This window comes from Bradyrhizobium sp. LHD-71 (assembly GCF_031157255.1).
Classification (GTDB): domain Bacteria; phylum Pseudomonadota; class Alphaproteobacteria; order Rhizobiales; family Xanthobacteraceae; genus P52-10.
On the sequence record NZ_JAVIFX010000002.1, the window covers coordinates 210,653 to 236,806 of the forward strand.

Here is a 26,154-nt window from a genome sequence, read left to right on the forward strand (position 1 = left end):
GACGCCCCCGCCCGGCACATTAGGGACCGAGGCTTAATAAAGCGTTCACCATAAACGTTTGGGATTATTGCTGTTTCATTAACGACCGCGCGGCGGCGCTCGCACCGGAGGTCTGCAGATCACCTCTAGCTGCCGAATACGCCGTAGCGGTCGCTGAAGAGGTCGAGGCCCTCGCGCGCGGCAGCCGGCTGCCCGTTGGGCGTGGTGGGTACTGACCGGACGTCGGACGCAATTCCGTTCGTGGACGACGAACTCCCGTTCGCCCAGAGCTCACGCACAACGGAGGCGACCGGCTCGCCGCGCTCGCCCGCCTGGAACATCGAGTGAAAGCGCGAATTGCGTTCGGCGATGCCGAGTTGCCGGCTCTCGGCTTCGGAGATGTCCGTCGACATAGCCAACCGCTGCGTCTGACCGGCTTGCGCGATAGACTGTGCGTCGAAATTCGTCGGCGCCCCGCCCGCCGCCAGCAGGCTCCGTGCAGCCGATGAGTTTGCGGCGATGGAATAGCGACCGGTCAGTTCGGCGTGCACCTGTGACACGGTGCGCGCATGACCCGAACGACCGTAGAAGATCGCCGGATTGGCGGCCGCTGCGCGCGGAAACATTTGAGCCGCATCGGCTTGCGGGTTGTTCTGAACACTCGAGATAAGCCGCGTTGCCCCGCCGGCACCAAGGAAGTGGGCGATGTAAAGCTCGCCGTCGCTAGGCCGCCGGCCAAGCGCTCCGGTCAGCTTGAACGAGTTGGAGCGCGTCAGCACGCCTGCCATCGCCGCGTTGGCAGCCGGATCCTTGCGCAGCTCGAGAATTTCACGCTGCATCGCTGCATCGCTGACCTCGTAGCGACCGGAGGGCAATCGCGTGATGGCGTCCGCGTACCGGCCATAGCCGAAGGGTGCGCCCGCCTCTTTTACCGTACCGAGCCAGGTCTGTTCGATGAACTGATAGAGGCCACGTGCCGACGAGTTCGGCGCCGCCGCCTGCGGATTGAGATTGGATTCGATTTTTGCAGCCGCGACCAGATAACCGAAGCTCACGCCGGTGGCCGACGACGCCTGCCGGATCGTGCCGGCCAGTGCTGCTGCACGCGCCGGCTGAATCGCAGGATATGTCGTGGCCGCTTCGACCGCCATTTGAGACCGGCTTGATCACGGCCGACTGTTGGCAGGCGCACGTTGCCGCCCGACCTCTTCGACCTTCTCCAACCTGACCAGCTATGGTTAACAGCGGGTTAATCAGTCGTATGATCGTGCTTGGTGTAGACCGTGTTCGGATCGAATACCCGCTCGGCGGCCACGAATTTCAGGGCAGCGCCGCCGGCCTCGTCCGGGATCACCGCACGATAGAAGCACGAGCGCCGCCCCGTATGGCAGGCCGCTCCGCCCGTCTGCTCGACACGCAGCCAGACCGCATCCTGGTCGCAATCGATCCTGATCTCGACAACGCGCTGAACGTGACCTGAGGTCTCACCTTTGCGCCACAAGGCGTTGCGCGAGCGGCTGAAATACCAGGCCTCGCCACTCTCAACCGTTTTCTGAAGCGCATCCGCATTCATGTGCGCGACCATCAACACCTCGCCGGTCACAGCATCGCTGGTGACGCAGGTGATCAGTCCGGCCGCGTCGAAACGCGGGCGCAGCGCGAGTCCCTCCTCCAGGTCCTCGGAATTCTTCGCAGATGAAACGCTCGACACGAAAGACCTCTCGCGGTTCGCGAGGGCTACCGTTCCGGCCCGCGCACCATGGACAGAAAACGTCCCTGCAGCTGTGGATCAGTGCGGAACAGGCCGGTAAACCTCGTTGTCAGCGTCGAGGCGCCCTCCTTGCCGACACCGCGCACCGACATGCATGTATGCTCCGCCTCGATTACCACCGCAACGCCGCGCGGCTTGAGGGTCTTCTCGATCGCAGTGACGATCTGGGCGGTGAGATGTTCCTGCGTCTGCAAACGGCTTGCAAACACGTCCACCAGTCGCGCCAGCTTGGACAGTCCGACCACCCGGTCAACCGGCGCGTAGGCGATGTGCGCCTTGCCGTAAAACGGCATCATGTGATGCTCGCAATGCGAGGTGAAACCGATGTCGCGGACCAGGACGAAATCGTCGTAGCCTGCCGTCTCGCCGAACGTGCGCTCGAGCAGCTCGTCGGGGGACTGATGATAGCCGCGGAAAAGCTCGTCATAGGCCTCGACAACCCGTCGAGGCGTGTCGACGAGACCCTCGCGGGAGCTGTCCTCGCCTATGTACTGCAACAGGGTCTGCACCGCGGCTTCCGCTTCGGACCGCGTTGGACGAGCGGTCCCGGAACCGCCCTTTGAAGACCCACTCTTTGAAGACGCTTCAGCATCAGCACCAGCCGCGCGAAGCGGCTTGATCACGGCATCCATACGACTCTCCGTTCGACCGGCCCTGACGGGCCGGAGTGTCACCGGTCAATCGCAGCGACCCTTACGTTCGCCGGACGCCGCAAAAAAATTGTTCTCGGCACCTTGGCTCTCAACCGCAAAGACGCCCGAGGTGCCATTATATTCCCCACAGCGGACGAAACCGATGCTTTCCGGGAAGACCACTATATAACGCGGTGAGAGCTTCCCGCAATGCGGGGCCGGCACGGGTCATATGCGTTAGCCATGATAAACGACATTTACAACAAGCGGATCATCGAGTTGGCGGGCAGCATTCCGCGCCTCGGACGCCTTGAGGCGCCGGATGCGAGTGCGACGGCCCACTCCAAGCTGTGCGGGTCGACGGTTACGGTCGACCTGAAGATGGACGGGTCGGTGGTGACCGACTTCGCTCATGACGTAAAGGCATGCGCGCTGGGCCAGGCCTCCTCCTCCATCATGGCACGCAACGTCGTCGGCTCGAACGCATCGGAATTGCGCGAGCTGCGCGAAACCGTGCGCAAGATGTTGAAGGAAAACGGCGCACCGCCGCAGGGCAAATGGGCCGATATCGCCGTGCTGGAACCGGTCCGCGACTACAAGGCGCGCCACGCCTCGACGCTCTTGACGTTCGACGCCGTGGTCGATGCGATCGGGAAAATCGAGGCTCGCGATGGCAGCGACGCTTCGACCGCGTCGGCAACAGCGGCGCGATAAGCGATTATTTATTCTCGGTATTGACGGTCTGCGCCTTCGACTTGATCTCGGCCGTCTTCTGCTGCTCGTTCTCGAACCGCTCCTGAATCGCCTTTCCGACCGAGACCATCGGCGTGCTGCCGACGCTCGGGAGAATGTCCGCTAGCGTCTCGACGCTGATCAGGTTGCTCTTGCGGATCTCGTCCATGGTCAGCTCGCGCAACGCCTTCCACGGCGGAATGCTCAGCGCGATCTCCAGCAGATCACCGGTACCACCCATGTCGAACGTGTACTTGGCAAGCCGGCCAACGTCGCGCTCGATGATCGAGACATCCTCTGCCGAATAAGTGGCCGACTTTGCGTCGTCCGCACGGTCGCCCATCCAGATCTGGTGCACGCGGATGTGAGCGGTCGGCGGCACGTAGCGGTTGACGCCCGCGAGCAGAAGGAACACGCACATCGACTCGCAATAAGCGTCAGGCTTGATCGACGGCCTCATCGTGTTGGTCGCGCCGGACTTCTGAACCGCGGTGCCGACCGTGGTCGACATCCGCAACTCACGCCAGCGTCGTCCAAGCTTGATCGCGTCGAGTACCGAGCCGCCGCCGGAGTCGAGCACGACGGTAGCGCCGCGCACATCGCGGCTCCTCGCGAATTCTTCGAACTGCCGGTAGGTATCCGCCGCGACGATGCCGGTTGCGGAAATCCAGCCCGATTGGCCGTCCTGATTCCAGGCGAATTTCATCGGCAGCTTGCGCTCTTCAAGCGAAGACACCGCGTGCACCGACGCATCAAGTGCAGCGACACAGATGACTGCGGCGCAAGCCAGCGCCCAGCCGCTCAAGCCAAGCGACCTCTTGCCGAACAAGTGGATTCCTTCCCTGCCCAGACGCAGCGAACGGCACACCCAGTGCTTCGCACTGAGACGTGACCAAAAATTGTCATAGCCACGTTAGGAAAACCGTAACCTCCCGCTGGAGTAGCGTCTAGTTAAACTTTGTTGCAATGCGTCGAGACCCTGCAAATTTCTGACAGTTGTTGCGTTAATGCAGGGCCTAGCTCAGTTCCTGCATCGGAACTCGCTTTTGCCAAAAAGGGACGGAACTCGATAGAGCCGCATGACCGTTCGTCACCGCCTCACGTTGTTCATCGGCCAAATGCCGCGCATTGTTGGGCGGGCGCTTATTCGCGCCTATCAGCTGACATTGTCGGCACTTGTGGGGCATCATTGCCGGCATCTGCCGACATGCTCGCACTATGGCGATGAGGCGCTGGCGCGATACGGGCTTTGGGCCGGCGGGTGGATGACGCTGGCACGGCTGATGCGCTGTCACCCTTTCGGGACGTCTGGCATCGACAACGTTCCGGTAGAGCTTCCGTCGCGCGCACGCTGGTATCTGCCGTGGCGCTATGGAAAATGGTCCTGGAAATCCTCCGAGAATTGACAGTTCGGCTATGGCGTCAACGATCGGGCGTCAAAAGGCCACGCATGACGTGCGCAGGGACATCAGCACTGATTGCTGCTTGAACTGCCGCTTGTAGGTTTCCGTGATCGCCGTGATGCTTGCACGCCGTTCGATGTCGTCGCGGAATGTCAGCAACACGAGCTTGCTGGGTTCGTGCACAACGACACCGCGTTCGGCGTCACGCCATTGTCCGCGTGCATCGACGATGGTCAGGCCATCCGGAAACCGCGGGCTGATTTCGCGCGCAACGAATGTGGAGAACTCCGCCTCACTGACGCCGACGCGGTCGCCGACCTTGCGGCCAAAGGTGAGTTCGGCCGTCACCATGTTTTCGGCCGGCGGCACGCACACTTGCGGCAGCATTGTACATGCGGAGAGCACGGGCGCCGTGACCGCGACGAGCAAGGCCAACAAACGCTGTGCGACCGACCGCATGAGATCTCACGTTTCCGCGCGCGCCTCCTTGCGCGGCCTGGTCGTCAATAGCACGCCGAGGCCTCCGATCATAATCGCGGTGGCGAGATAGCCGATCGGCAGGTATTGGCCGCGCTCGAACAGAACGCCGCCAATAGCGGAGCCGACCGCCTGGCCGATATAAAGCACCGAGGTGTTCAGCGCCACGGCGCCCGCGCTCAGTTCGGGCGCCGCCAGCACCAACCTCGCCTGCTGCAGCGAGTTGATGGCCGAGAAACCAAAACCCCAGATCAACACGCCGGGCAGCATCGCAAGAAAGGCGCCTGAACCCGCAGTCCAGACCGCCATGCCTATTGCGACCGAGCCCGCAAAGATCAGCGACGTGGCGAACGGACCGATCGGGCCCACAATGCGCGCGGCGACGATGCTGCCGATGATACCGGCAAGGCCATACAGCGCGATGGTCAGGCTGATGCCGTCGGCGTTGGTCTTTCCAAGCAGGACGAGCAGCGGCGCGATGAAGGTCAACACCATGAACTGTGCGCAGGCGAAGATCGCACTGATCGCGAGCAGCGTCAGAATCGGGGGTGAACGAAACAGATCGGCCCAGGTCCTGAGATCGACCGGCGGCGTTGTGAAACGCGCCGGCAGCGCGAGGCACAGGAAGACGAAGCAGACGAGAGCGATCGCACCGATCGCGAAATAGGAGGCAGGCCAGCCATAGCGGCTCGCGATCGCGGTGATCAGCGGAACGCCGAGCGCGAGCGCGAACGACCAGCCAATGAAGACATAGGCGACGGTGCTCGCGCGTTTGTCGGGTGCTGCGATCACACCGGCGAGGCTCGCGGCCTGCGGCGTGAAGAATGCGGCGGCCAGCAGCATCACCATCCGGATCGCAAGCAGCGACGTGAACGTCGTGACGAAGGCGGAAGCGATATGCGTCAAGGCGATGACCAGCATGGCCCCTGCCAGCGCAAGCCTGCGATCGAGGTTGCTCGTCAGCCAGGACATCAGCGGTGAACCGATGCACAACACTGCTGAGCCGAAAGCGATCAAATAGCTTGCCTCGCGTATGGACACGTGAAGATCGCGCGACAGCTCGTTGAGGATTCCGGCAGGTGCGACCACGCTGGTGCCGATGACGAAATTGCCGATCAAGAGAGCGGTCGGGACGGATCGGTAAGACAATGCGTTTCCTCGAATAGGTTTTTGGGATGCGGGCAGCCAGCAGCGCGACGGCGCAGCGTTGCCCGTCGAACAGCTCAGGACCGTTGGCCGATCTCTTGAAAATTCCGCCCCGATGCGGGCAGCGGAACTGCCTATACAACGGGCCGCACGCGATTGCCACTTAGCCGCGTTGAAAAAAAGTGTTCGCGCAACAGTAGCGTACAGTTTACGAAATTTCTGTACGAATCCCGGAAATTTATAGCAAAACCATGTCGCGAAGCACTGGAAGATGCGGGAAGCGCAAGCAAAGCGATCGCAATGCGCAACCGTAGCAGCCGCGCCCCCCGGTGCCCCTTGCGGCGACCTTGCGACCAGCACCCTCCCTTCGCCCGGGCGCCGGCTTGGTCGGCGTCATTCGCCCCCTATGTGCTTGCGCTTGCTATGATAAGCGATTGCGCGGTCCGAATCCGCTGCTATACAGCGCTGCCGCTTACCTGCGTCCGTTCGCAGGAGTGAGTGCAAGGAGATCGAAATGGCTGAGCATCGTTCGGAATCGGGATTCGTCTACGGCATTACCAATTTGAAGCCGGTCGAGAGCACCAAGGTCACCGTTACCTTCCCTGACGGCGCCCGCCGCGAATTCGCCAAGAACACCACGGGTCTCGACATCGCGAAGGGCATTTCGCCTTCGCTCGCAAAGCGCACGGTGGCGATGGCACTTGACGGCGAGCTCGCCGATCTTGCCGATCCGATCACCCGAGATGCGAAGATCGAGTTCATCAGTCGCGAAGACCCGCGCGCGCTCGAGCTGATCCGTCACGACTGTGCGCACGTGCTCGCCGAAGCGGTTCAATCATTGTGGCCCGGCACGCAGGTGACGATCGGTCCTGTCATCGAGAACGGCTTCTATTACGACTTCTTCCGCAACGAACCGTTCACTCCCGAAGATTTCGCCGCGATCGAGAAGAAGATGCGCGAGATCATCGCGCGCGACAAGCCGTTCACCAGGGATGTCTGGGATCGCGAGAAGACCAAGCAGGTGTTCCGCGACAAGGGCGAAGCCTTCAAGGTCGAGCTGGTCGACGCCATTCCGGGCGATGAGCCGATCAAGATTTATTTTCAGGGCGACTGGTTCGATCTCTGCCGCGGTCCACACATGACCTCGACGGGCAAGATCGGCAATGCCTTCAAGCTCATGAAGGTTGCCGGCGCATATTGGCGCGGAGATTCGAACAACCCGATGCTGACGCGCATCTACGGCACCGCGTTCGCCAAGCAGGAGGATCTCGACGCGTATTTGAAGCAGATCGAGGAAGCCGAAAGGCGCGACCATCGACGCTTGGGGCGCGAACTCGACCTGTTCCACTTCCAAGAGGAAGGCCCGGGCGTCGTATTCTGGCACGCGAAAGGCTGGACCTTGTTCCAGGCCATCGTCTCCTATATGCGCCGCCGCCTCGCCGGCACCTACGACGAGGTCAACGCGCCGCAGATGCTCGACAAGTCGCTGTGGGAGACGTCCGGCCACTGGGACTGGTATCGCGAGAACATGTTCGCGGCGCAATCAGCTGGCGACGAAGCCGAGGACAAGCGCTGGTTCGCGATTAAACCGATGAATTGCCCCGGCCACGTGCAGATTTTCAAGCATGGATTGAAAAGCTACCGCGATCTCCCGATCCGGTTGGCCGAATTCGGTGTCGTTCATCGTTATGAACCATCAGGTGCGATGCATGGCCTCTTGCGCGTGCGCGGTTTCACGCAGGACGACGCGCACGTGTTCTGCACCGAGGATCAGCTGGCCGACGAGTGCTTGCGCATCAACGAGCTGATTCTGTCCACCTATGCCGATTTCGGCTTCCAGGGCGAACTCACGGTCAAGCTTTCGACGCGGCCGGAGAAGCGCGTCGGCTCCGATGCGGCGTGGGACCATGCCGAGCACATCATGGGCGAGGTGCTGAAGCAGATCGCGGCGGGCAGCAACCGCATCCGGACCGAGATCAACCCGGGCGAAGGTGCATTCTATGGGCCGAAGTTCGAATATGTGCTGCGTGACGCGATCGGCCGCGACTGGCAGTGCGGTACCACGCAGGTGGACTTCAACCTGCCGGAGCGGTTCGGCGCCTTCTACATCGACGCCGACGGCAGCAAGAAAACACCCGTCATGGTGCATCGGGCGATCTGCGGCTCGATGGAGCGTTTCACCGGTATTTTGATCGAGCATTTCGCCGGCCACTTTCCGCTCTGGCTTGCGCCGGTGCAGGCGGTCGTCACCACGATCACCTCGGACGGCGACGAGTACGCCAAACAGGTGCTTGCCGCCGTGCGCCGCGCCGGACTTCGGGCCGACATCGACCTGCGCAATGAGAAGATCAACTACAAGGTCCGCGAGCATTCGCTGGCGAAGATCCCCGCGTTGCTCGTCGTCGGCAAGAAAGAAGCCGAGCAGAACACAGTGTCGATCCGCCGCCTGGGCAGCGACAAGCAGCAAGTAGTGCCGCTGGCGGAGGCGATCGCCGCCCTGGTCGACGAGGCCACGCCGCCGGACGTAAAGCGGGCGATGGTTTCGGCCTGAGCCTTCTTCACAATCGGTCTAAACCGGCCGCAACAGCCTCGTTGCGGCCGTCTGCGCGTGTTAAATCTTAGAGGGATTTGAGTTGGCGAGATGGCAGCCAAACTCTCGAACGCCATAACGGCCGAAATCGGTTGAAGGCCGCCGGTGGCAGACACCTCGCATTGGTGATCAGCGAAAGGATACGCGTGCCCGATATCATCGAACTCCTCAAAACCCGTCGTTCGGTCAAGCCGATCGAGATGACCGGTCCTGGCCCCTCGCCCGCCGAGCTGGAAACCATCCTGACGCTGGGTGCGCGCGTACCGGATCATGGCAAGCTTGTGCCCTGGCGCTTCATTGTGTTCGAAGGCGACGCGCGCGCAAAGGCCGGCGACATCTTTGCGGCGATATTCAAGGAAACGCACCTGGCGGCGACGGAAGATCAAATCGAGGTCGAGCGCAACAAGTTCATGCATGCGCCACTGGTGATCGGTGTGGTCAGCTGTGCCAAGCCGCATGTGAAGATTCCGCTCTGGGAGCAGGAGCTGTCGGCCGGCGCCAGCGTGATGAACATCGTCACCGCGGCGAACGGCCTCGGCTATGTCGCGAACTGGCTGACCGGCTGGATTGCGTTCGACCGCGCGGTGCTCGACGCGCTTGGCCTCACGGCCGACGAGAAGATGGCTGGTTTCATCCATATCGGCCGCGCGAAACGACCGCCGGAGGACCGTGACCGGCCGCAACTTGCGAGCATCGTTACACGGTTCTGACCTCTACGCCGCCCGCGACGCCTGCTCTCGAAAGCGGACCAGCAGCGCGCTGAGCTCCTCGGCTGGCCGTGCGGGGCTGAACAGGAAGCCCTGCACTTCATTGCAGCCCTCCATCCGCAGACGTTCGAGTTGCTCGGAGGTCTCGACCCCCTCGGCCGTGGTGGTGATGCCGAGGCTGCGGCCGAGGCCGGAGATCGCCCGGACGATCGCAACGCAGTCCGGCCGCTCGGCGAGTTCACGCACGAACGAACGGTCGATCTTGATCTTGTCGAACGGGAATGCGCGAAGATAGCTGAGGCTCGAATAACCGGTGCCGAAGTCGTCCATCGAGATGCGCACGCCGAGGCCGCGCAGTTGATGCAGGGTCGCGAGATTTGAATCGGTCTCCGCCAGCAGGACCGACTCGGTGATCTCCAGCTCGAGCCGCTGCGGTGTAAGTCCGGAATGGGCCAGCGCCGTGATTACCGCCTGCACCAGCCCGCGACTGCGGAACTGCATCGGCGAGAGATTGACCGCGATCCTGATATCGTCCGGCCATTTCGCCGCCTCGGCGCAGGCCCTGCGCAGGGTCCACTCGCCAAGCGCAACAATCAGGCCGATGTCTTCCGCAACCGGGATGAACTCGGCCGGCGGTATCATCCCCTTAGTCGGATGCCGCCAGCGCAGGAGCGCCTCGAAGCCGGTGATGCGATCCCTGGCGATGTCGATCAGCGGCTGAAAATGCAGCTCGAACTCGCCGCTTGCGAAGGCACGCCGCAGGTCGGTCTCCAGGGCGCGCCGGTGTTGCGCCTGGCGATCCATGTCCTGCTCGAAGAACCGGTGCGTTCCGCGCTGCTCGCCCTTGGCGCGATAGAGCGCCATGTCGGCGTTGCGGATCAGCTCGTCGGCGGACGTGCCGTCACCTGGTGAAAGCGCGATACCGATGCTTGCCCCGATCACGGCTTCGATGCCGTCGATCTCATAGGGGGTGCTCAACGCCTTGATGACCTGAGACGCGATGTGCCCTGCTTCCGCCGGGCTGGCCACCTGATCGAGGATCACGGCGAACTCATCGCCACCGACGCGCGCGACGAGATCGTTGCCGCGAACGCATTGCATGAAACGATGGGAGACGAGTTGCAGCAGCTTGTCGCCGACCGGATGGCCGAACGAATCGTTGACGTTCTTGAACAAATCGAGATCGACGCACATCACGGCGATCGACTGTCTGGGATCGCGTCGCCGAGCCAGGGTGTTGGTCAGGCGATCGTGGAACAGCGCGCGGTTCGGCAGGTTGGTCAGTGCGTCGTGATGCGCCATATGCGCGATCCGTTGCTCGACACGGCGTCGTTCGGTCACGTCCAGCAAGGCCACGAGAAACGCATCCTGCTCGCCAAATGCCACCCTGCGGCCAAACGAAAGCACTTCGATCTCGCTACCGTCGGCCCTCAAATGACGCCAGCACCGTGACTCATAGACGTCACTGATCCGGTCCAGCGCTTCGTTGTGCGCGTCGACCTCGTCGCGCGGCCAGATGTCGCTGATCGTCATCTGCAGGAACATCTCGCGGCTGTAGCCGTAGTGCGCGACGGCGGCATCGTTGACGCTCAGAAACCGGCGAGTGGTCGCGTCGAACACCCACATCGGCATCGGATTGTTATCGAACAGCAGCCGGAACGATTGCTCGCGCCGCTTCAGGTTTGTGATATCGGTCAGCGTCGCCGACAATAGATCGCCGACAGCGATGACACCGACCTTGATATGCGCAAGCCCGCCGTCGAGTTCGATTTCGAATTCCTCGCTGCGTCCGGTCCCGATGATGGCCTGCAGCCGTGCGGCAACGGCAGGTGACGCCAGTGCGTGACTGCCTTCGCTCAAGCACCGCCAGCGCAGTTCGTCGAGCGGCATGCCGAGCAGCCGCGCTGCGCCGTTATTGAGATCGACGATCCGAAAGTCGGTCGGCCGGCTCTGCTCGTCGCGCACCGTTGCAAGCGAGACGATCCCTTGATCCGTCGTCTGGAAAATCGTGTCGATGAGATTGTATCTTTCACCCTTCTCGCAAACATAGACGGCGATGATCGACCGGCTCCATCGGGACGACATCGGCAATGCCAGCACGTCATAGGATTCGACAATGCTGTTGCGCACACAGAAGGCGCTGGCGAGGTACGGCTTACCCAGACGAAGTGCGCCGGTCGCCGCTTCCCTCAGCGCCATCGCGCATTCGGTCGAAAGCTGGCTGAGCGGCGTGTCGTGGATTTCCTGTCCAAGCCACTTCTGGACATAGCGCCCCGCGCGCAGCAGCGTCGGAACCCCAACCTCGGTCTGCATCAGGCCGATGTTGTCGGCGAGCCGGCCAAGGCTGCCCAGCATGATCTCCTCGAACGGAGGCAATAGCGCTTCCGGCGACAGCGCCGCATGCCACATGCGTCGCAACACCGCGATATCATCGAGAATGATCGCATGACGGGCCGTTCTGGCCCGGGCTGCACTGAACTCGGTCACGACGGTTCCCAAAAGTCGGTTCAACGTTCGGTCGGACACGCCAAATCGGCTGGAACCGCTTAAAATCAAGGTAAGGTGCGCGCGGTTGCGCGATTATGAAGATTTTAAGACACGTCATGGTTAGCGCGCGGTAGGTATTACGCTGCTAACGCGACAACACCTCGATCTCGCCGTCGACGCCATTGACGACGTCGAACGAGCGCTCGTAAACGCGGCCCTCATATCGGGCGATCGCGCGGTACTGCCCTTCGGCCAGCACCACGCGCGGAAAAGCGCCGATTGATTCCTTGACGATGTCGCCGCCGGGCGTCAGCACCGACCATGATGTATTCGCCAGCGCCTCGCCGCCATGCTCGCTGACGAGCTTCAGAACGATCAGCGCCGCACGATGTGTCACAGTAACATCGGTGAGCTTGCCGGCCTGCACGCGAATATCGGACCGCACGACCGAATTGCCGTCGCCGTAATTGGAGATGATGTAGTAGGTACCTTCAGGGATAAGCGCCACGTCGCCGGAAGGGACGTTCTGCGCGATCGGCGCCCGCTCGATTGCGTCGAACTGGCTGCCTTTGTAGATGTTGAACGTCACCTGCCCTGAAGGGATGCGCGTGGTGCCAACACGCCCCTCGATGCGTAATCCTCCGGCGGGAATCTCGAATTGCTCTCGCGTCGTTTCCTGACGCAACGTCACCGGCCGAACTGCGCTCGCAAGGCCGAGGCTCGCATGGACGACATAGCTGCCCGGCGGAAGCACGATGTTGGGCGTCGGCGATCGCTCTTCGCGCAGCATCCGGAATGTTCCGCCGGCGTCCGGCCTGTCGGTATAGACCCGCCAGACGACGCCGCCTGTCACATTCGGAAGGTCTTTGCCGAACTTCGCGCTCAACGCGAGCACCGCCTGGTTCGTCGATGGCGGGACGGCCGCGGGCGGCGTAGCTGCGGTCGGTGCCGACTGCGCGCTCGTCGAGGGTGAGAGAATTGAGGGTGGCAGAGACGGTGCTGACGCCGGTCCGGACGACGGCGCAAGATTGATGGCGCCATTGCCGACGCCTTGGGGCATCGGCACCGCGCTTGGAGGAACCGGTGCGGGCCGGTCGCCGAAGATCTGCGCCGATACCGGCGCGGGGAATGACAGGAGGGAGAGAATGGCAAGCGCGTACAGCCAAGCGGTCGGCCCCGCTGGTCGGTCGGCTCCCCCAGGACGCCCGCCAAATCGTGTCACTAACGCCGTCATGCTGCCTGCTTTTTTTACTGAAAACACGGCAAATTCAAGCCAGGCTGCTCGAATGACTGGAAGTGGCGGTGGCAATCGCTATTTTCTGTGTGTTCTGGCGTCAGGACTGACCGCGAGAAACAACGGAACGAACGCGTGCTGCAAAACTGGTTAGGCCAAGGCCAGAAACACGAATCAGACAAGGACAAGGACAAGGTCGGCCTTGGTCCGTCACGACGTCCGCTCATCGGGCTTGCGCTGGGCGGCGGTGCCGCACGCGGCTTTGCCCATATCGGCATTCTGCGCGCCTTGCTGGAGCGCAATATCGTGCCCGATGTAGTGGTCGGCACGTCGATCGGTGCCGCCGTCGGTGGCGCCTATGTGACCGGACACCTGGATACGTTCGAGGAATGGGCGCGCGGCCTGCAGCCGCGCAACGTGCTCGGCTATCTCGACATCCAGCTGAACGGGTCCGGATTGATCGGCGGCGCCAAGCTCGCAGCCCAACTCGACCAATCCATCGGGCGGCGACTGATCGAGGAACTGCCGGCCAAATTCGCCGCCATCGCGACGGAAGTGTCGACCGGCCACGAGATTTGGCTGACGCACGGCCGTCTGGTCGAGGCGCTGCGCGCATCGTATGCGCTACCCGGAATCTTTTCGCCGGTCAGAATCGGCGATCGCTGGCTGGTGGATGGCGCGCTGGTCAATCCCGTGCCAGTTTCCGCGGCACGCGCGCTTGGCGCGGAGATTGTGATCGCCGTCAATCTCAATGCCGACAACTTCGGGCACGGCGGAACGATTTCGGCGTTCGGCACACCACCTGACGCACCAGAAGAACAAGCCTCACCCGCGCCCCCGCCGAAAAGCGGCATCGGCAAGTTCTTTTCCGCGGAACGAACGATGAAGCGCGAGTTCTTCGGCAGCGTCAACCGGCCTGGCATATCGACGGTCATGGTCGAAGCGTTCAACATCATGCAGGACCGCATTACGCGCGCACGTCTTGCCGGCGATCCACCGGATGTCCTGATCTCGCCCCGTGTCACGAAGATCGGCTGGTTCGACTTTCATCGGGCCGAAGAGACAATCGCTCATGGCCGGCGTGCCGCCGAACGCGCACTCGAGTCCATCGAGGAAGCGATCGCAATTCTCGCACCGGGCCACGCGGCCCTCGAAAACAAAGAAGGCAGCGATCCGACGACCGGCAGGATCGAGAAGGCCGCAGAGTAGCTCTGTCACCCCGTTCTCGGCTGCGCCAAACAAGCGACCGCTCTTGCGTGAACATCCAATAGCGTCCACAGCGGCTCGGCAAGCCGCGCGCGCCACGCTGCCGAGCCTACGCGGTCTTGATGTAGTCGCGCATCGCCTCCTGCTCTGTCTCGTATTCCATGACGCGATGCTTGACGACGTCGCCGATCGACACGATGCCGATCAACTCACCCTCCTCGACCACAGGAAGGTGCCGGAATTTTCCCTCCGTCATCCTTTCCATAAGCCAGCTGACGGTGTCGGCGCGCCGACAGGTCATCACCTTCGGCGTCATCACGGCGCTGACCGGTTCGTCGAGAATGCTCGGTCCCCGTTTGCCCAGTTCGCGAACGATATCGCGCTCGGAGATGATGCCTTCGATCTTTCCGCCGGCCAGCACCAGCAGCGCGCCAATGCCGCGCTGGGACAAGATATTCACCGCGGATGAGACCTTTGCATCCGCTCCGATGCTCTCGACCTGACGGCCCTTGGCATCGAGTATCGCACGAACGGTCATTGTCGCCTCCTTAAGACGTCAAGGCGACCGCGTCCCCCTACCCCGAACGCGCGGTCGATGTTCTCGCAAGAACAAGAAACAACGCAGCGTCGTTTTGGTTCGCTGGATGATGGAGCAACAAGGCGGTTCGCGCAAGGAAATCAGCACCATAGGGGCACGAGCACGCCGCCCGCGCCTTCAGGCGGCCGGGGCCCCGGCCACCTTCCGCGATGCGGGAGGAATTGGGTCGAACAGCGAGAACAGCAGCAAGCCGGCCAGAAATCCACCGATGTGCGCCTGCCAGGCGATGCTTTCAGCCTGGTCCGAGAACGGGTTCGAGCCGAGGCCGAAGATAATGTTGATGGCGAACCAGACCGCAAGAAAAGTGATCACACGCGGCTGGCGCAACGCCCTGAGCAGCGGCTGCGCCGGAACGCGGGCCGCGGCGTCGGCATCTCCGCGCCGGAAGGAGAGGAAGCTTCCGCGAGCGAAGGCGAAACGAATGGCCGCCGCCATCGCTCCGGACACCGCGGCTGAGGCGCCGATCATCGGCGCCAGCTCGCGCGGATGGGTGATGAGATGCGCGCCCGCGCCTGCAATCGCTGCGACGGCCAGGAACAGGAAAAAACGGATCGCACCGAACCGCCGGGCGACGGCGCTGCCGAAAGGCAGCAGCCAGAGAACGTTGACGGCGAGATGCGTGAAGTTGGCGTGCAAAAGGCTGTAGGTGAGGAATGTCCAGACCTTCGCGCCCTTGCCGCCGTACTCGGCAAAGCGGTCCACCAGCACCGACGTGTCGAAACGCGCCGGGACGAAGCCAAAAGTCCAGATCAGCCACTGATCGGACTCTGGCGGCAAGATCGAGCGGAACAGGTGAATGCCCGCGAGTACGATCAGGATCGCGATCAGCGCGCCCGGCAGGTTGAGGACCGGTTCGCGCGGGAGGTCAGACTCGGTCACGAAGGGGATTTTCCATCACAGGACGATGCGCCGGAATAAGCGGCTTGCGCGGCCTGTGCAAGCGTAGCGCTATCCTCCTGATTACAAAAAGAAAAGAACGGCATCGACCTCCGACGGCAGCATGTCTGGAGCGAGCTCATCCCTGCAGTGCCCTTGCACCGCCCCTCCTCCGGCGCCGCGCGGGACCACAACCGCATGGTTAATTTAACCTTAACAGCACAAAGGACGGGGCAACCCGGACATTTCGGCGCCCGCGGCATGGACGCTGCAGTGCTCCCTTGCGAGAGACGTATTCCGGGGTTCGGCATTCCAAATCGACACAATGCTGTTCCGGCCGTCAGAAGGGGCGACGTCAGTCAGGCCGGTCATGAAGCATCCCGCAACGCGTGAACTGTACGACTACTGGGACAAGCAACGCGCCGGAGCGCCTGCGCCCGACCGTGGCGCGATGGAACCAGGCCCTATCCGCCATCTGATCGGCAACACCTTTGTTGTCTCATGCGATCATCCCTCATGCTTTCCGCTGCGAGTCGCGGGCACGCGGGTCTGCGCGATGATCGGGCGCGATATCAAGGGTGATGATTTTCTCCACCTCTGGGCGCCGGCCAGCCGTCGCCAGGTCGAGGACTTCCTTTCCATCGCGACCGAAGAATGCCTCGCAACCGCCGCAGGCGTCACGGCTTTCACCGACGAGCTGTCGCCGGTCCATCTGGAGTTGCTGCTCCTTCCCTTCGCGCCATCGATGCTCGCGCCGCAATGCGTCACTGGCTCGCTGGTGCCACTGACGCTGCAGACGCAGTTCGAACGGTCCGGCCTGCACGATCTCTCGCTGACCAGTTGGCGACATGCCGGTCATCAGCCACGGACGCTGCGGCAACGCGCGGTGCGGCGACTCGCGCTTGCCAGAGGCTTCATGGCCTATGAGGGATTGCGCGGCGACTGATCGCAGATTGCCGGCGCCGAGGGTCAGCGCGATCAGGCCCACAACCCGGCCAGAGGAAACTCAGCATGGTGGCAGCGTATCCGGCTCTTGGCCATGTCTACGAAGTGAGCTTCAGCGACTTCGGCTTTCGCTTCGACTTCCAGCATCCGCCAAACCGTTGGAGCATCGCGCAGAGACCGTACGCTACTCCGCCGTGCCGATCCGGCCCGATGTCTTCTAGTCTACTGGGCCGACGCCAATGGGGCGACGGTTGTGCATGTCGAGGCTTTCGAGAAGAAAATCGTCCATACCCAACGTCACGCTTCCCGAGCTGACCTCTGAATCGAAGCTATACGCCTAGGAAGCTCAGCTACCTCGCGCGTGCAACCTGTAAACGCGCCGTTAACCCTGTCCGCCTTAGGGTCCCGGAGCATCGACGAAGCCGGTCAGCCGGTTGGGATGAAATGGCGTTGGCACACAAATTTCCGCCGCCCACACCGGTTCGCGAAGAACGACGGCGCTTTCAACGCGTGAAGGTCCATCTGCTGGGGCGGTACATGCTTCAGGACCAGAGGGAATTCCCTTGCCAGGTGGTGAACATGTCGCCCGGCGGTCTTGCCATGTATGCTCCGGGCATCGGCGCGGTTGGCGAACGGGTTATCGCCTATCTCGATCACATCGGGCGCGTTGAAGGCAAGATCACCCGCCTGATCGACAATGGCTTTGCGATGACGGTTTCGGCCACGCCGCGCAAGCGCGACAAGCTCGCAGCACAGCTCACGTGGCTGGCCAACCGCGATATCCTGAATCTTCCCGAAGACCGTCGCCACGACCGCATCATCCCGCGCAACCCCAGCGGCTTGCTGACGCTCGAGGGCGGAAGCAAGGTACCCTGCCGGATCATCGACCTGTCACTCTCGGGGGCGGCCGTCAGCAGCACCACGCGTCCCGAGCTCGGAACGCTTCTCATGCTGGGACGTGTGCAGGCACGGGTGGTGCGCCATCTCGAGGAAGGCTTCGCGATCGAATTCCTTCACGCGCAACTTCCCGATACTGTCGAAGATAGCGTCACCGCCAGGTAAACGGCGCCGCGGTTCGACCTCTTCCCTTCTCCATCCTATCCGGCGCTTCGCGAGCCCCTCGCCGCGCCACGGCATCTCTCGCTGGCAGCCTTCGTCGGTTAATCGCGAGAGCTGTAGTTGCATGCAACGCCAGGTTTTACGGCCTTTGCCGCGTTAATGCATAAAATTTGAATCAAATGCAGTTGTTTCGAATTTGATTCAAATTCGATTCAAGTATTCGTCGAATTAGCTTCAGTTTTTCCGAGTATTCGCTTCAATTGTACTTGGTCCGCTTAGCGGCAGCGCAAATGCTTTATGTGAATGATGTCCCCAACGAAAACAGGGGACTGCAATGTCACTTCGGGGACAGGGGATTTGGACCGCGCTGGTCGCGCTGGTCGCGCTGATGGCGCTGACAGGTGCGGCAAGTGCAAGCGAGCGAGCGATCTACGCAAGTATCGGCGAAACCTCACGTGCGCCGATCGGATGGGTGGAGTTTTGCGCGGACAATCCAAGGGACTGCCGGCTCGAAACATCGCAACCGCGCGATATCGTGATGACGCAGAGCGCATGGAAGGACCTGGTTCGGATCAACCGCTGGGTCAACGAAACGATCAAGCCGATGACGGACCAGGAACACTGGGGCATCGTCGAGCGCTGGTCTTATCCGACTGACGGCTATGGCGACTGCGAGGACTACGTCCTGCTGAAGCGCAAGATGCTGATCGAGGCAGGATGGCCGCTCGAGGCGCTGCTCGTCACCGTGGTGCGGGACAAGAAGGGCGACGGACACGCAGTGCTGACGGTGAAATCCGACAAAGGCGAGTTCATTCTCGACAATCAGAATGAAAGCGTCCTGTCGTGGCAGGACACCGGCTACCGCTTCGTCAAGCGCCAGTCGCAGATCGATCAGAATATGTGGGTTGCACTCGGCGATGCCCGCCCGAATGTCGCCACCGCAAGCTCCCGCTGATGAATTCAACGAAGAGGAATACGCAACCGCGATCCGGTCACATCCCCACCCCTCCCCGTCCCAGACCGGTTCGCGCGCGGCCGAGCTCCCCCAGGCTCGGCCGCACCCCTTTTTGATCGCGAGATTCGGCTGCTACGCGCCGCTCGCTACTCGTCCAACCCAGTCGCGCAGCGCTACAGCTGCGCCATCGTAAGCCAGAATGCCGTGGTCGGCGTCGGGGATCGGATACATTTCCGACTGCATGATCGCCTTGTGGAGCGCCTCGCCCCAGGCATAGGGGACGACCCGATCCGCAGTGCCGTGAATGATGCAGACGGGCATCTTCAGCTCAGCCAGCCTTGGCGTGCAGTCGACGCCGAGATAGGCCTCGTAGTTTCTAATCTCGCCCACGGAATAGCGATACAGATCGTCGTCCGAGACGGTTCGCAGCGCGGCCGCCAGCTTCGCCTGCCGCGCGATCTCCGCCGCATCGTTGGAGTCGCTCGCAGCCGACACGCGGAGCGACTGCTTGCGCGCTTCGAACACGGTCCTGTCGCCCTCCGAGCGGCTACGCTGCACCAGTTCAAGCCGTGTCTTTCCCTGCGGACGCTCAAGAGAGGCCAAGTTGGCGCCGGTGTTTGGAAGGCACAGCGCGATGACGCGCTCGGGCCTCGATAGCGCGATCTCCAATGCGATCGGCCCGCCGGCCGATGTGCCGACGATGACCGCCCTCCCCAGTCCGAGGTGGTCCAGGACGCCGAGCGCGTCATCTGCCAGTGTGGCAAGCGTGTAATGCGCGTCAGTGTAGTCCGAAAGACCGGCGTTGCGGCGGTCGTAGAGGATCGTCTGCACCTTGTCGCGCGGCAGGATGGCCTTCATCGGATGGTTCTGCGGAGCGAGCGTGGTTGGCGCTCCGCCGTAACCGCCGTGTATGAACAGCAGCGGCATACCTTCCCCAACGCTCTCCCAGAACAGCCGGATTCCATTGACAGTTGCAAACGGCATCGCAGCCTCCCCTGGCTTTCAGCAATATTCGTCGTTGTCTGGTTTAATGTCTTCGATCGCCCGTTGAATCAGCGCAACCTGCGCAATCCGCTTTGCCTGGCGCTGTCGTTGTTTCACGAACTGCGGCACACCGTTCGTCGTTCCGGTATGCGGTCGGCAAAGACAGCGCCGTCGTGGCTGCGAGTGCCCGTATCGGCGCCGCCTATTCAGGCCGGCTTGCATCGCATGTCGAAGATCACGCGATAAAGATCAGCTTTGTCTGGCGATTTGACGACAACACGCTGCCGGGCCGACATCAACCAACCTTCTTCAGACCGGCCTTGAAACGCTTACTGTTCTGCACATACCGCGGCGCGCCACGCGTCAATTGCGCGACCTGCTCCGCCGTCAGCGTGCGCACGGCCTTGGCGGGCGCGCCGATGATCAGCGAGTTCTCTGGAAATTCCTTGTCCTCGGTGACGATCGCTCCGGCCCCAATCACACTTCCTTTGCGGATTCGCGCGCCGTTCATGACGATCGCGCCCATGCCGACCAGCGCGCCGTCCTCGATGATGCAACCGTGCAGGATGACATTGTGGCCGATGGTGCAGTTCTTGCCGACGACGAGAGGCTTGCCGGGGTCGGTGTGGCAGACAGTGTTTTCCTGTATGTTCGAGCCCTCGCCGATTTCGATCCATTCATTGTCGCCGCGCAGCACGCTGCCGAACCAGACGCTGGCATCCTTCTTCAGCCGCACCTTGCCGATCAGCACTGCATTGTCGGCGACGAAATAGTCTCCGTCGGCGGGAAGTTCGGGCGCCTGCCCGTCGAGTTCGTAAAGTGCCATGCCTTGTCCTTGGGAACATTGTTCTTGAAAGCGACACGCCGAGTTTGCCACGAAATCTCCGCGGTTGGCGAGATCGGTCGACCTATATTCCGAGATATCAGGCCTTTACGGCCGTCACATGCAGGAACGTGCGCGGCACGCCGTCGTAGCCGCCGCCGGCGGCCTCTTCCATCGTCACGGTGGCCCAATCGCCTGCTTGCTTGTAGGCCGCTGCCAGTTTCTCGCGTGACGGAAAGTTGTAATAGCGGCCAAGGCTGTCACGGTCTCCGCCGTCACCCATCTTGTAGCTCGCATAGAAGCGGCCGCCGCCTCGCAGGGCGGCATGGACGTTCGTTAGCACGTCGGCCAGTCGGTCGGCCGGAACGTGCAACAGGCACGCACTTGCCCACACCGCGTCAAAGGCGGCGCGCTCGTCGAGATCCTCGAAACGCAGAATCTTGACGGGCTGTCCCAGTCGTCGCTCCGCTTCGCGCGCGAGGCCCGGCGAGCCATCGGTCGGCGTCACGTCGAAGCCTGCGCGGATCATCGCTTCGGAATCCTGTCCGCCACCGCAGCCGAGTTCGAGAATTTTCGCGCCGGGAGCGAGACTGGTCAGGAACTGTTCGAGACGCTTGTTGCGCTCCGGCTTCGGACGCACCGCGTAATTCTTTGCCTCTCGATCATAGAACGCGAGCGTCTCGGGATCGTGCGCGGCGCCTTTGTTTGACATGAATGACGACCCACATGCTGGTAAGCGGGCCGGCGGCATTTGCCGCCAGCCGGAACGTCGATGTCCGCTTAAGCGAGCAAGCCGACCGCTTGCAACAACATCACGAAGAAGGTGCCGGACATTCCGCTCCAGAAACCGGCCAGCACGCTCGCAAGCATGACGAACTCGACGCGTCGATTGTCGGTCCTGCGGCCGCGCACGGTGTTGCGCATGATGATGAAAGGCGCGGCGAACACCAAGAAAGGAACCGCGGCGAAGGCCTGTGGGCCTGGCCCCTGGGCGAGCAGTCCAAAACCGGCGGGCCGCTGCGCGAACGCCTGATAGGCGCTGACCAGCGCCCCCGCCAGCGCAAAACCAATGCCGACGGCGATGAAGGACTGCAATGTTTCAGGGGGCATCCGAACTCACGCGGTACAAACAGGATCTGGAAAACGCTTCGCAGAAGGTCACCCCGTGCGCCAGCGCATCCTTAAAAAAAGGTTAACATGGCTGGGGGGCGTTTCAAACGTGTGACTTAAACCTGTCGTACGATCGTCTGCTCGCGCCTCCGACGAAACGGTTCGCGTGCGATACTCGTGTCCTGTTTCTGACGCTCGCATCACCTCGCCGCGAGGCCTCCGTGCGAGCGTCAAAACAAAAATACCCTACCAACTTTATGATTCTAGTACACTTTTCGGATTTGACGTTCGTACGCAGGACTTGCGGCAAATGGTGGTACGAACGTCAAACCCAGCGCGCACCAGCCGCTGATTCGACACGCAATTGCCATGAAACCCCGCTCTTCCCCGCCCCGACCCACGCCGCTTGGCAACCGCTCGCGCTCGAGCCTGGGACCGCTCGGTCTCTCGTCGCTCGTCAGCGGCGCGATGCTGGCACTCGTCATCTACCTGTTGTGGCCGACGTGGCGCGCGACAACGCCAAAGGACCCGGAACGCCTGCCGATCACCGTCGGCAGCGCCCTGTTCAACGTGCCGGCGAACGCCATCCGCATGCATATGCAGCGCCGCGCAGGGCCGCAGGAGCGGATCGATTTGGCGTTCGACTATCCCTCGCTTGCGCCGCCGACGCCGCAGCCACACGTGACCGCGGAGACCGTCGAGGCCAAACCGATCGCGGCCGACCGCATCTTCCTGTCGATCGCCGCCGATGGCGACGTCGTCACGCCGACGGAGCGCGCCCGCACGATTTACCCACGTTATGTCGAGGCAGAGGCCAAGACGCGCGACGGCCTCATCGGCCGCGCATTCCGTGACAGTTCACCCTATCGCGACGAGGATCTCTTCACGGCCGAACAGCCGCCCTTCGTCAGCCGCTGCACACGCGACGCGATGACGCCCGGCGTGTGCTTGAGCGAACGACGGGTCGACGGCGCGCATCTGACCTTTCGTTTTCCACGAAGCTGGCTGTCAGACTGGCGCCAGGTCGCCGCGTCGATGGACAAGCTCGTCGAGCAGATGCAGAGCAAGACGAACTAGCGCGACTGCGATCGTCTCAGCCCTCGTCGAGGTCGGTCTCGAGGATCGCCATCTGAAACTGATAGGAGCGATCGTCGTCTTCGTCGTCGACGAACAGCACGCCGACAAACTCCTCACCGATATAGACCTCGGCGGAATCATCCTTCTTCGGCCGCGGCACCACGCGGATCTTCTGGTTGCCGAACAACCGCTTCAAATAGGTATCGAGTTTCCTGACTTCCTGAACGTCCACAGCCGTCTCCCGGTCCGGTCGCGCCGCAGCGCACGGAATTGTTGCGGCCAACCTTTATTGCGTGTCGTGCTTGAGCGCCAGACCCAAACGGCGGGAATTGGACCGGATTTACTCGCCGCCGTTCAGCATCTGGTCCATGGTTCGCGACGGCTCAGCGCAGCCCGCGGCGCCGACCACCCTGGCGGGAACGCCGGCGACTGTCACGTTATTCGGAACAGGTTTCACGACCACCGAACCCGCGGCAATGCGGGCGCAATGGCCAACCTTGATGTTGCCGAGGATCTTCGCGCCGGCGCCGATCATCACGCCGCGGCCGATTTTCGGATGCCGATCCTCATTCTCCTTGCCGGTGCCGCCGAGCGTCACGCCGTGCAGGATCGACACGTCGTCCTCGACGACGGCAGTCTCGCCCATGACGAAGCCTGTGGCGTGATCCAGGAAGATGCCGCGGCCCATCTTCGCCGCCGGATTGATATCGACCTGGAAAATCGCCGACGATCGGCTTTGCAGGTAGTAGGCGAAATCCTTGCGGCCCTTGTGCCACAGCCAGTGCGCCAGACGATGCGTCTGAATGGCGTGGAAACCCTTGAAATAGAGCAGCGGATCGATGAAGCGCGAAGTGGCGGGGTCGCGGTCATAGACAGCCACCATGTCTGCGCGAAACGCGTTGCCCAGATCCGGGTCATCGCGCAACGCGTCTTGATACGCCTTGCGGATCATATCGCCTGACAGCTCCGGATGATCCAGCCGCTCGGCGACACGATGAACGATCGAATCCTCCAGTCGCTCGTGGTGCAGCACCGCCGAGTAGATGAAGGTCGCGAGCTCCGGCTCGCGCCGAACAATTTCTTCCGCTTCCTGCCGGACATGCGCCCAGACTGGATCGAGCTTGCTTAAGGCGGATTGAGGATCGAGTTGGGTCTTTGGCATCCGTGTTGTCCCGGCAGTTCCCATGAAACTGATCATACCACATAGTGCGCCGCCGCAAGGCCGCAATGACCATCAAGCCCATGCTTTGGGTAAAGATATGCCACTGTCATGTTTGGCTGTAGCGGGCACGCGCTTCCACCAACTTGTCAGCAGAATCAAACGCTTGTCTCTAGGATCGAACGCCTCGTATCGCCGCAGCAACGCCTGCGGCTCAGCTTTCGCTTGCAAGATACGTCAGCACACCGTCCTTGTAGACCTTATCGCCGACCGCGCGCATGTGATCGCGGCCGGGGATATCGAGCACTTCGGAACCGGCAATGATTGCGGCGAGTTCGTGCGCCGAGCCGGCGATATCGTCCTTTGTGCCGACCGCAATCAACACCGGAACGGCGATCGCGGCGACCTCTTCCCGCGTCATCAAACGCCGCGAACCGCGCAGGCAGGCGGCGAGCGCCCGTCGGTCCGAGCGCGTCTGATCGGCGAACGCGCGAAACATCCGCCCCATCTTGTCCGTGACGCTATCCAGCGACGGAGCCTCGAGCGCCTTCGCAACGTTTTCGCCCGGACCGCCGCCGGCGATCAGGCCGATGCCGATGCCGCCGAGGATTGCACGGCGCACGCGATCCGCATGGTGGCATGCGAGAAATGCAGTGATGCGCCCGCCAAGCGAATAGCCCATGATGTCGGCGCGTGCGATCGCCAGATGATCCATCAGCGCGCGCACGTCACAGGCCATCGTGCCGATGTGATAGTCCTCGGGATCGTAGAGCTTGGCGGATTGCCCATGACCGCGATTGTCGAGCGCAATGACGCGGCGGCCGGCCTTGCGCAGATGTGAGACCCAGGTCGGATAAACCCAGTTCACGTCCTTAGTCGAAGCAAAGCCGTGCACAAGCACGATGGGATCCCCCTCGCCTTCGTCGAGATAAGCAATCTCGACACCGGCATTCTTGAAACTCGGCATGACGTATCGCTGATAAGTTGCTGGTGTTGATGGGATTGTGGATGAGTTACGCGAAGGCGTCGGCGCAGGCACGTCGCGCGCGGGCTCGCCGCAGCCAGGCCATTGTCAGCCGCTCGGTCAGCGACTTGATCGAGGCGACGACGCCCAACAGGAACACTAGCGCACTGAACAGCCAGCTTGCGAGGTTGAAGGCGCCAGCGGCCAGGAACAATGCTCCGCGACCGAGAATCTTCAGGATCGCCCGAGTCTGGCTTCCCCTCGATTCGGCCAATCTGGCAGCGCGCGCAAGTTCCTTTGGATTGTCCGCCACTTTCATGATGTCGAGCGCGGCGCGCGCGCCGGCTTTCTCGCCGACCCGGCCGACGTCCTTGACTGCGGTGACGAGCAGCGCCGCCTTCTCGGTCTTCACCGCAGCCTTGAGCGCACCGAACGATTGCATCGGCCGCGTCAGTGAGACGTCAGCGACGGCGCGCCGCAGCACTCCTGTATCGACCACTTCGGACGCGGATCGCCGCGCCCAATCACTCAAGCCGGCGCTGAGCCGCGCGCTCTTGCGCGCGCCCTTCAACAGGCTCAGCCCCGCCCGCGCGGGGCTCGCAGCGCCCGCCGATGCGTAAGTTCCAGCGGTGACGGCAAGGCCTGCGGCCGCTAGCCCCAGCACGAGACGATCCGGCTCGTCGCCAAGCACGAGGTGACGTCCTTCACGCACAAGATCACGAATGTCGCCGAACGTGAACAGATCGCCGGCCACGGTTCCGGACAAGCTTGCGACATCGTCGGTCGTCCCGGTCAGAAAGCCGGTCGCAAAGCGGCCGGCAAGATGCGTCATCGACCGCGAACGCGCAGCTGCCTCATCGAGTTGCGCCAGCACGTCGACCGAGATCGGCACATTCTGGGCCTGCGCCAGATCGGCGAAGCTTTGCGCGAGATCAAAATCGGCTGAAGCCAATGCGGCGACAATTTCGCGCTCCAACAGGAGCGGATCGACGGCAACGGCTTTGCGGATCTGCAACTCGCTGAGCAATGCCGGATCGTCCTGCGCTGCAAAGATCGCCACCGCATCGCGCGCGTGGGGCCAGACATGGACGAGCGCGGCTGCAAACGCCGTCAGGCAGGCCAGGCTGGCGGCCAGTCGAAGCAGCAGCTTCATGTCCGTTTCCATTTCGGAACGAGACCCGTGCCCGTTCTCGTCGCGCTCAAATAACTACGGCTTTTTCGTGCGCAATGCATGAACCTT

At 62.3% G+C, this 26,154-nt stretch carries 28 protein-coding genes; 10 read left to right on the plus strand and 18 right to left on the minus strand.

The window, feature by feature from the left end; genetic code table 11:
• Positions 1-125: 125 nt before the first annotated feature.
• The 3 genes from RCO31_RS02400 to folE form a co-directional block, all read right to left on the minus strand.
• On the minus strand, positions 126-1,130 hold the full coding sequence (locus RCO31_RS02400) for a transglycosylase SLT domain-containing protein (RefSeq protein ID WP_308966593.1): 1,005 nt from the start codon (positions 1,128-1,130) through the stop codon (positions 126-128).
• 98 nt (positions 1,131-1,228) lie between these two features.
• Positions 1,229-1,690 (minus strand): phosphoribosyl-AMP cyclohydrolase, encoded by a 462-nt coding sequence (gene hisI, locus RCO31_RS02405; protein WP_308966594.1) that lies wholly within the window; start codon positions 1,688-1,690, stop codon positions 1,229-1,231.
• A gap of 26 nt (positions 1,691-1,716) precedes the next feature.
• A complete protein-coding gene (gene folE / locus RCO31_RS02410) occupies positions 1,717-2,382 on the minus strand; it encodes a GTP cyclohydrolase I FolE (protein ID WP_308966595.1) in 666 nt (221 codons plus the stop codon).
• 243 nt (positions 2,383-2,625) lie between these two features.
• On the opposite strand from folE, the gene RCO31_RS02415 reads away from it, so the two are divergent.
• Positions 2,626-3,096: an iron-sulfur cluster assembly scaffold protein gene (locus tag RCO31_RS02415; protein WP_308966596.1), complete on the plus strand. Its 471-nt coding sequence runs from the start codon at positions 2,626-2,628 to the stop codon at positions 3,094-3,096.
• Between the two features lie 4 nt (positions 3,097-3,100).
• Here the strand turns inward: RCO31_RS02415 and RCO31_RS02420 are convergent, their stop codons facing one another.
• Positions 3,101-3,943, minus strand: a complete 843-nt coding sequence (locus tag RCO31_RS02420) for a hypothetical protein (protein ID WP_374991409.1) — start codon at positions 3,941-3,943, stop codon at positions 3,101-3,103.
• Positions 3,944-4,193: 250 nt separating this feature from the next.
• On the opposite strand from RCO31_RS02420, the gene yidD reads away from it, so the two are divergent.
• On the plus strand, positions 4,194-4,520 hold the full coding sequence (yidD, locus tag RCO31_RS02425; protein ID WP_308966597.1) for a membrane protein insertion efficiency factor YidD: 327 nt from the start codon (positions 4,194-4,196) through the stop codon (positions 4,518-4,520).
• Positions 4,521-4,550: 30 nt separating this feature from the next.
• Here yidD and RCO31_RS02430 read toward each other — a convergent pair whose 3' ends face one another.
• Positions 4,551-4,976: a DUF3574 domain-containing protein gene (locus RCO31_RS02430; RefSeq protein WP_308966598.1), complete on the minus strand. Its 426-nt coding sequence runs from the start codon at positions 4,974-4,976 to the stop codon at positions 4,551-4,553.
• Between the two features lie 6 nt (positions 4,977-4,982).
• A complete protein-coding gene (locus RCO31_RS02435; RefSeq protein ID WP_308966599.1) occupies positions 4,983-6,143 on the minus strand; it encodes an MFS transporter in 1,161 nt (386 codons plus the stop codon).
• Positions 6,144-6,654: 511 nt separating this feature from the next.
• Here RCO31_RS02435 and thrS point away from each other — a divergent pair.
• Both thrS and RCO31_RS02445 read left to right on the plus strand, forming a co-directional pair.
• Positions 6,655-8,691: a threonine--tRNA ligase gene (gene thrS, locus RCO31_RS02440; RefSeq protein WP_308966600.1), complete on the plus strand. Its 2,037-nt coding sequence runs from the start codon at positions 6,655-6,657 to the stop codon at positions 8,689-8,691.
• Positions 8,692-8,876: 185 nt separating this feature from the next.
• Positions 8,877-9,440 (plus strand): nitroreductase, encoded by a 564-nt coding sequence (locus RCO31_RS02445; protein WP_308966601.1) that lies wholly within the window; start codon positions 8,877-8,879, stop codon positions 9,438-9,440.
• A gap of 3 nt (positions 9,441-9,443) precedes the next feature.
• Here RCO31_RS02445 and RCO31_RS02450 read toward each other — a convergent pair whose 3' ends face one another.
• A complete protein-coding gene (locus RCO31_RS02450; protein WP_308966682.1) occupies positions 9,444-11,846 on the minus strand; it encodes an EAL domain-containing protein in 2,403 nt (800 codons plus the stop codon).
• 223 nt (positions 11,847-12,069) lie between these two features.
• A complete protein-coding gene (locus tag RCO31_RS02455; RefSeq protein ID WP_308966603.1) occupies positions 12,070-13,158 on the minus strand; it encodes a hypothetical protein in 1,089 nt (362 codons plus the stop codon).
• A gap of 135 nt (positions 13,159-13,293) precedes the next feature.
• On the opposite strand from RCO31_RS02455, the gene RCO31_RS02460 reads away from it, so the two are divergent.
• Positions 13,294-14,367 carry a patatin-like phospholipase family protein gene (locus RCO31_RS02460; RefSeq protein WP_308966604.1) on the plus strand — a complete coding sequence of 358 codons (1,074 nt, stop codon included), beginning with the start codon at positions 13,294-13,296 and terminating at the stop codon, positions 14,365-14,367.
• Between the two features lie 106 nt (positions 14,368-14,473).
• Here RCO31_RS02460 and RCO31_RS02465 read toward each other — a convergent pair whose 3' ends face one another.
• Positions 14,474-14,902 carry a CBS domain-containing protein gene (locus RCO31_RS02465; protein ID WP_308966605.1) on the minus strand — a complete coding sequence of 143 codons (429 nt, stop codon included), beginning with the start codon at positions 14,900-14,902 and terminating at the stop codon, positions 14,474-14,476.
• Between the two features lie 177 nt (positions 14,903-15,079).
• On the minus strand, positions 15,080-15,841 hold the full coding sequence (locus RCO31_RS02470) for a rhomboid family intramembrane serine protease (protein WP_308966606.1): 762 nt from the start codon (positions 15,839-15,841) through the stop codon (positions 15,080-15,082).
• A gap of 367 nt (positions 15,842-16,208) precedes the next feature.
• On the opposite strand from RCO31_RS02470, the gene RCO31_RS02475 reads away from it, so the two are divergent.
• From RCO31_RS02475 to RCO31_RS02485, 4 genes are all read left to right on the plus strand, one after another.
• Positions 16,209-16,784 carry a PAS domain-containing protein gene (locus RCO31_RS02475; RefSeq protein WP_308966607.1) on the plus strand — a complete coding sequence of 192 codons (576 nt, stop codon included), beginning with the start codon at positions 16,209-16,211 and terminating at the stop codon, positions 16,782-16,784.
• Between the two features lie 144 nt (positions 16,785-16,928).
• Positions 16,929-17,105, plus strand: coding sequence for a hypothetical protein (locus tag RCO31_RS34655; protein ID WP_374991412.1), 177 nt, complete (start codon positions 16,929-16,931; stop codon positions 17,103-17,105).
• Between the two features lie 122 nt (positions 17,106-17,227).
• Complete coding sequence (locus RCO31_RS02480; RefSeq protein WP_308966608.1) at positions 17,228-17,845, plus strand: PilZ domain-containing protein; 618 nt, start codon at positions 17,228-17,230, stop codon at positions 17,843-17,845.
• Positions 17,846-18,176: 331 nt separating this feature from the next.
• Positions 18,177-18,797, plus strand: coding sequence for a transglutaminase-like cysteine peptidase (locus RCO31_RS02485; protein WP_308966610.1), 621 nt, complete (start codon positions 18,177-18,179; stop codon positions 18,795-18,797).
• A gap of 132 nt (positions 18,798-18,929) precedes the next feature.
• Here the strand turns inward: RCO31_RS02485 and RCO31_RS02490 are convergent, their stop codons facing one another.
• The 4 genes from RCO31_RS02490 to RCO31_RS02505 all read right to left on the minus strand — a co-directional run bounded on the left by RCO31_RS02490 (position 18,930) and on the right by RCO31_RS02505 (position 21,714).
• Entirely contained in the window at positions 18,930-19,781 is an 852-nt protein-coding gene (locus tag RCO31_RS02490; protein ID WP_308966611.1) for an alpha/beta hydrolase, read from the minus strand.
• Positions 19,782-20,076: 295 nt separating this feature from the next.
• Complete coding sequence (locus RCO31_RS02495) at positions 20,077-20,607, minus strand: gamma carbonic anhydrase family protein (RefSeq protein ID WP_308966612.1); 531 nt, start codon at positions 20,605-20,607, stop codon at positions 20,077-20,079.
• A 97-nt stretch (positions 20,608-20,704) separates the two neighbouring features.
• Positions 20,705-21,316, minus strand: a complete 612-nt coding sequence (locus RCO31_RS02500) for a class I SAM-dependent methyltransferase (RefSeq protein WP_308966613.1) — start codon at positions 21,314-21,316, stop codon at positions 20,705-20,707.
• Between the two features lie 68 nt (positions 21,317-21,384).
• Complete coding sequence (locus RCO31_RS02505) at positions 21,385-21,714, minus strand: DUF6949 family protein (protein WP_308966614.1); 330 nt, start codon at positions 21,712-21,714, stop codon at positions 21,385-21,387.
• Positions 21,715-22,083: 369 nt separating this feature from the next.
• Here RCO31_RS02505 and RCO31_RS02510 point away from each other — a divergent pair, with 369 nt between their 5' ends.
• Positions 22,084-22,791, plus strand: a complete 708-nt coding sequence (locus tag RCO31_RS02510) for a hypothetical protein (RefSeq protein WP_308966615.1) — start codon at positions 22,084-22,086, stop codon at positions 22,789-22,791.
• Positions 22,792-22,807: 16 nt separating this feature from the next.
• Here RCO31_RS02510 and RCO31_RS02515 read toward each other — a convergent pair whose 3' ends face one another.
• The 4 genes from RCO31_RS02515 to RCO31_RS02530 all read right to left on the minus strand — a co-directional run bounded on the left by RCO31_RS02515 (position 22,808) and on the right by RCO31_RS02530 (position 26,067).
• Positions 22,808-23,023 (minus strand): DUF3126 family protein, encoded by a 216-nt coding sequence (locus tag RCO31_RS02515; RefSeq protein WP_308966616.1) that lies wholly within the window; start codon positions 23,021-23,023, stop codon positions 22,808-22,810.
• Between the two features lie 108 nt (positions 23,024-23,131).
• Complete coding sequence (cysE, locus tag RCO31_RS02520; protein ID WP_308966617.1) at positions 23,132-23,953, minus strand: serine O-acetyltransferase; 822 nt, start codon at positions 23,951-23,953, stop codon at positions 23,132-23,134.
• 211 nt (positions 23,954-24,164) lie between these two features.
• Positions 24,165-24,917: an alpha/beta hydrolase gene (locus RCO31_RS02525; RefSeq protein WP_308966618.1), complete on the minus strand. Its 753-nt coding sequence runs from the start codon at positions 24,915-24,917 to the stop codon at positions 24,165-24,167.
• Positions 24,918-24,963: 46 nt separating this feature from the next.
• Positions 24,964-26,067 (minus strand): hypothetical protein, encoded by a 1,104-nt coding sequence (locus RCO31_RS02530; RefSeq protein WP_308966619.1) that lies wholly within the window; start codon positions 26,065-26,067, stop codon positions 24,964-24,966.
• Positions 26,068-26,154: the final 87 nt, after the last annotated feature.

What these genes read in the sequence shown, in the direction of transcription:
- RCO31_RS02400 (WP_308966593.1), bottom strand. Translation starts at nt 1,130, where the DNA reads ATGGCGGTCGAAGCGGCCACGACATATCCTGCGATTCAGCCGGCGCGT.
- RCO31_RS02480 (WP_308966608.1), top strand. Translation starts at nt 17,228, where the DNA reads ATGGCGTTGGCACACAAATTTCCGCCGCCCACACCGGTTCGCGAAGAA.
- RCO31_RS02465 (WP_308966605.1), bottom strand. Translation starts at nt 14,902, where the DNA reads ATGACCGTTCGTGCGATACTCGATGCCAAGGGCCGTCAGGTCGAGAGC.
- RCO31_RS02430 (WP_308966598.1), bottom strand. Translation starts at nt 4,976, where the DNA reads ATGCGGTCGGTCGCACAGCGTTTGTTGGCCTTGCTCGTCGCGGTCACG.
- RCO31_RS02485 (WP_308966610.1), top strand. Translation starts at nt 18,177, where the DNA reads ATGTCACTTCGGGGACAGGGGATTTGGACCGCGCTGGTCGCGCTGGTC.
- RCO31_RS02415 (WP_308966596.1), top strand. Translation starts at nt 2,626, where the DNA reads ATGATAAACGACATTTACAACAAGCGGATCATCGAGTTGGCGGGCAGC.
- folE (WP_308966595.1), bottom strand. Translation starts at nt 2,382, where the DNA reads ATGGATGCCGTGATCAAGCCGCTTCGCGCGGCTGGTGCTGATGCTGAA.
- yidD (WP_308966597.1), top strand. Translation starts at nt 4,194, where the DNA reads ATGACCGTTCGTCACCGCCTCACGTTGTTCATCGGCCAAATGCCGCGC.
- RCO31_RS02505 (WP_308966614.1), bottom strand. Translation starts at nt 21,714, where the DNA reads ATGCCCCCTGAAACATTGCAGTCCTTCATCGCCGTCGGCATTGGTTTT.
- RCO31_RS02510 (WP_308966615.1), top strand. Translation starts at nt 22,084, where the DNA reads ATGAAACCCCGCTCTTCCCCGCCCCGACCCACGCCGCTTGGCAACCGC.
- RCO31_RS02455 (WP_308966603.1), bottom strand. Translation starts at nt 13,158, where the DNA reads ATGACGGCGTTAGTGACACGATTTGGCGGGCGTCCTGGGGGAGCCGAC.
- RCO31_RS02495 (WP_308966612.1), bottom strand. Translation starts at nt 20,607, where the DNA reads ATGGCACTTTACGAACTCGACGGGCAGGCGCCCGAACTTCCCGCCGAC.
- RCO31_RS02490 (WP_308966611.1), bottom strand. Translation starts at nt 19,781, where the DNA reads ATGCCGTTTGCAACTGTCAATGGAATCCGGCTGTTCTGGGAGAGCGTT.
- RCO31_RS02525 (WP_308966618.1), bottom strand. Translation starts at nt 24,917, where the DNA reads ATGCCGAGTTTCAAGAATGCCGGTGTCGAGATTGCTTATCTCGACGAA.
- RCO31_RS02530 (WP_308966619.1), bottom strand. Translation starts at nt 26,067, where the DNA reads ATGAAGCTGCTGCTTCGACTGGCCGCCAGCCTGGCCTGCCTGACGGCG.
- cysE (WP_308966617.1), bottom strand. Translation starts at nt 23,953, where the DNA reads ATGCCAAAGACCCAACTCGATCCTCAATCCGCCTTAAGCAAGCTCGAT.
- RCO31_RS02450 (WP_308966682.1), bottom strand. Translation starts at nt 11,846, where the DNA reads ATGTGGCATGCGGCGCTGTCGCCGGAAGCGCTATTGCCTCCGTTCGAG.
- thrS (WP_308966600.1), top strand. Translation starts at nt 6,655, where the DNA reads ATGGCTGAGCATCGTTCGGAATCGGGATTCGTCTACGGCATTACCAAT.
- RCO31_RS02500 (WP_308966613.1), bottom strand. Translation starts at nt 21,316, where the DNA reads ATGTCAAACAAAGGCGCCGCGCACGATCCCGAGACGCTCGCGTTCTAT.
- RCO31_RS02475 (WP_308966607.1), top strand. Translation starts at nt 16,209, where the DNA reads ATGAAGCATCCCGCAACGCGTGAACTGTACGACTACTGGGACAAGCAA.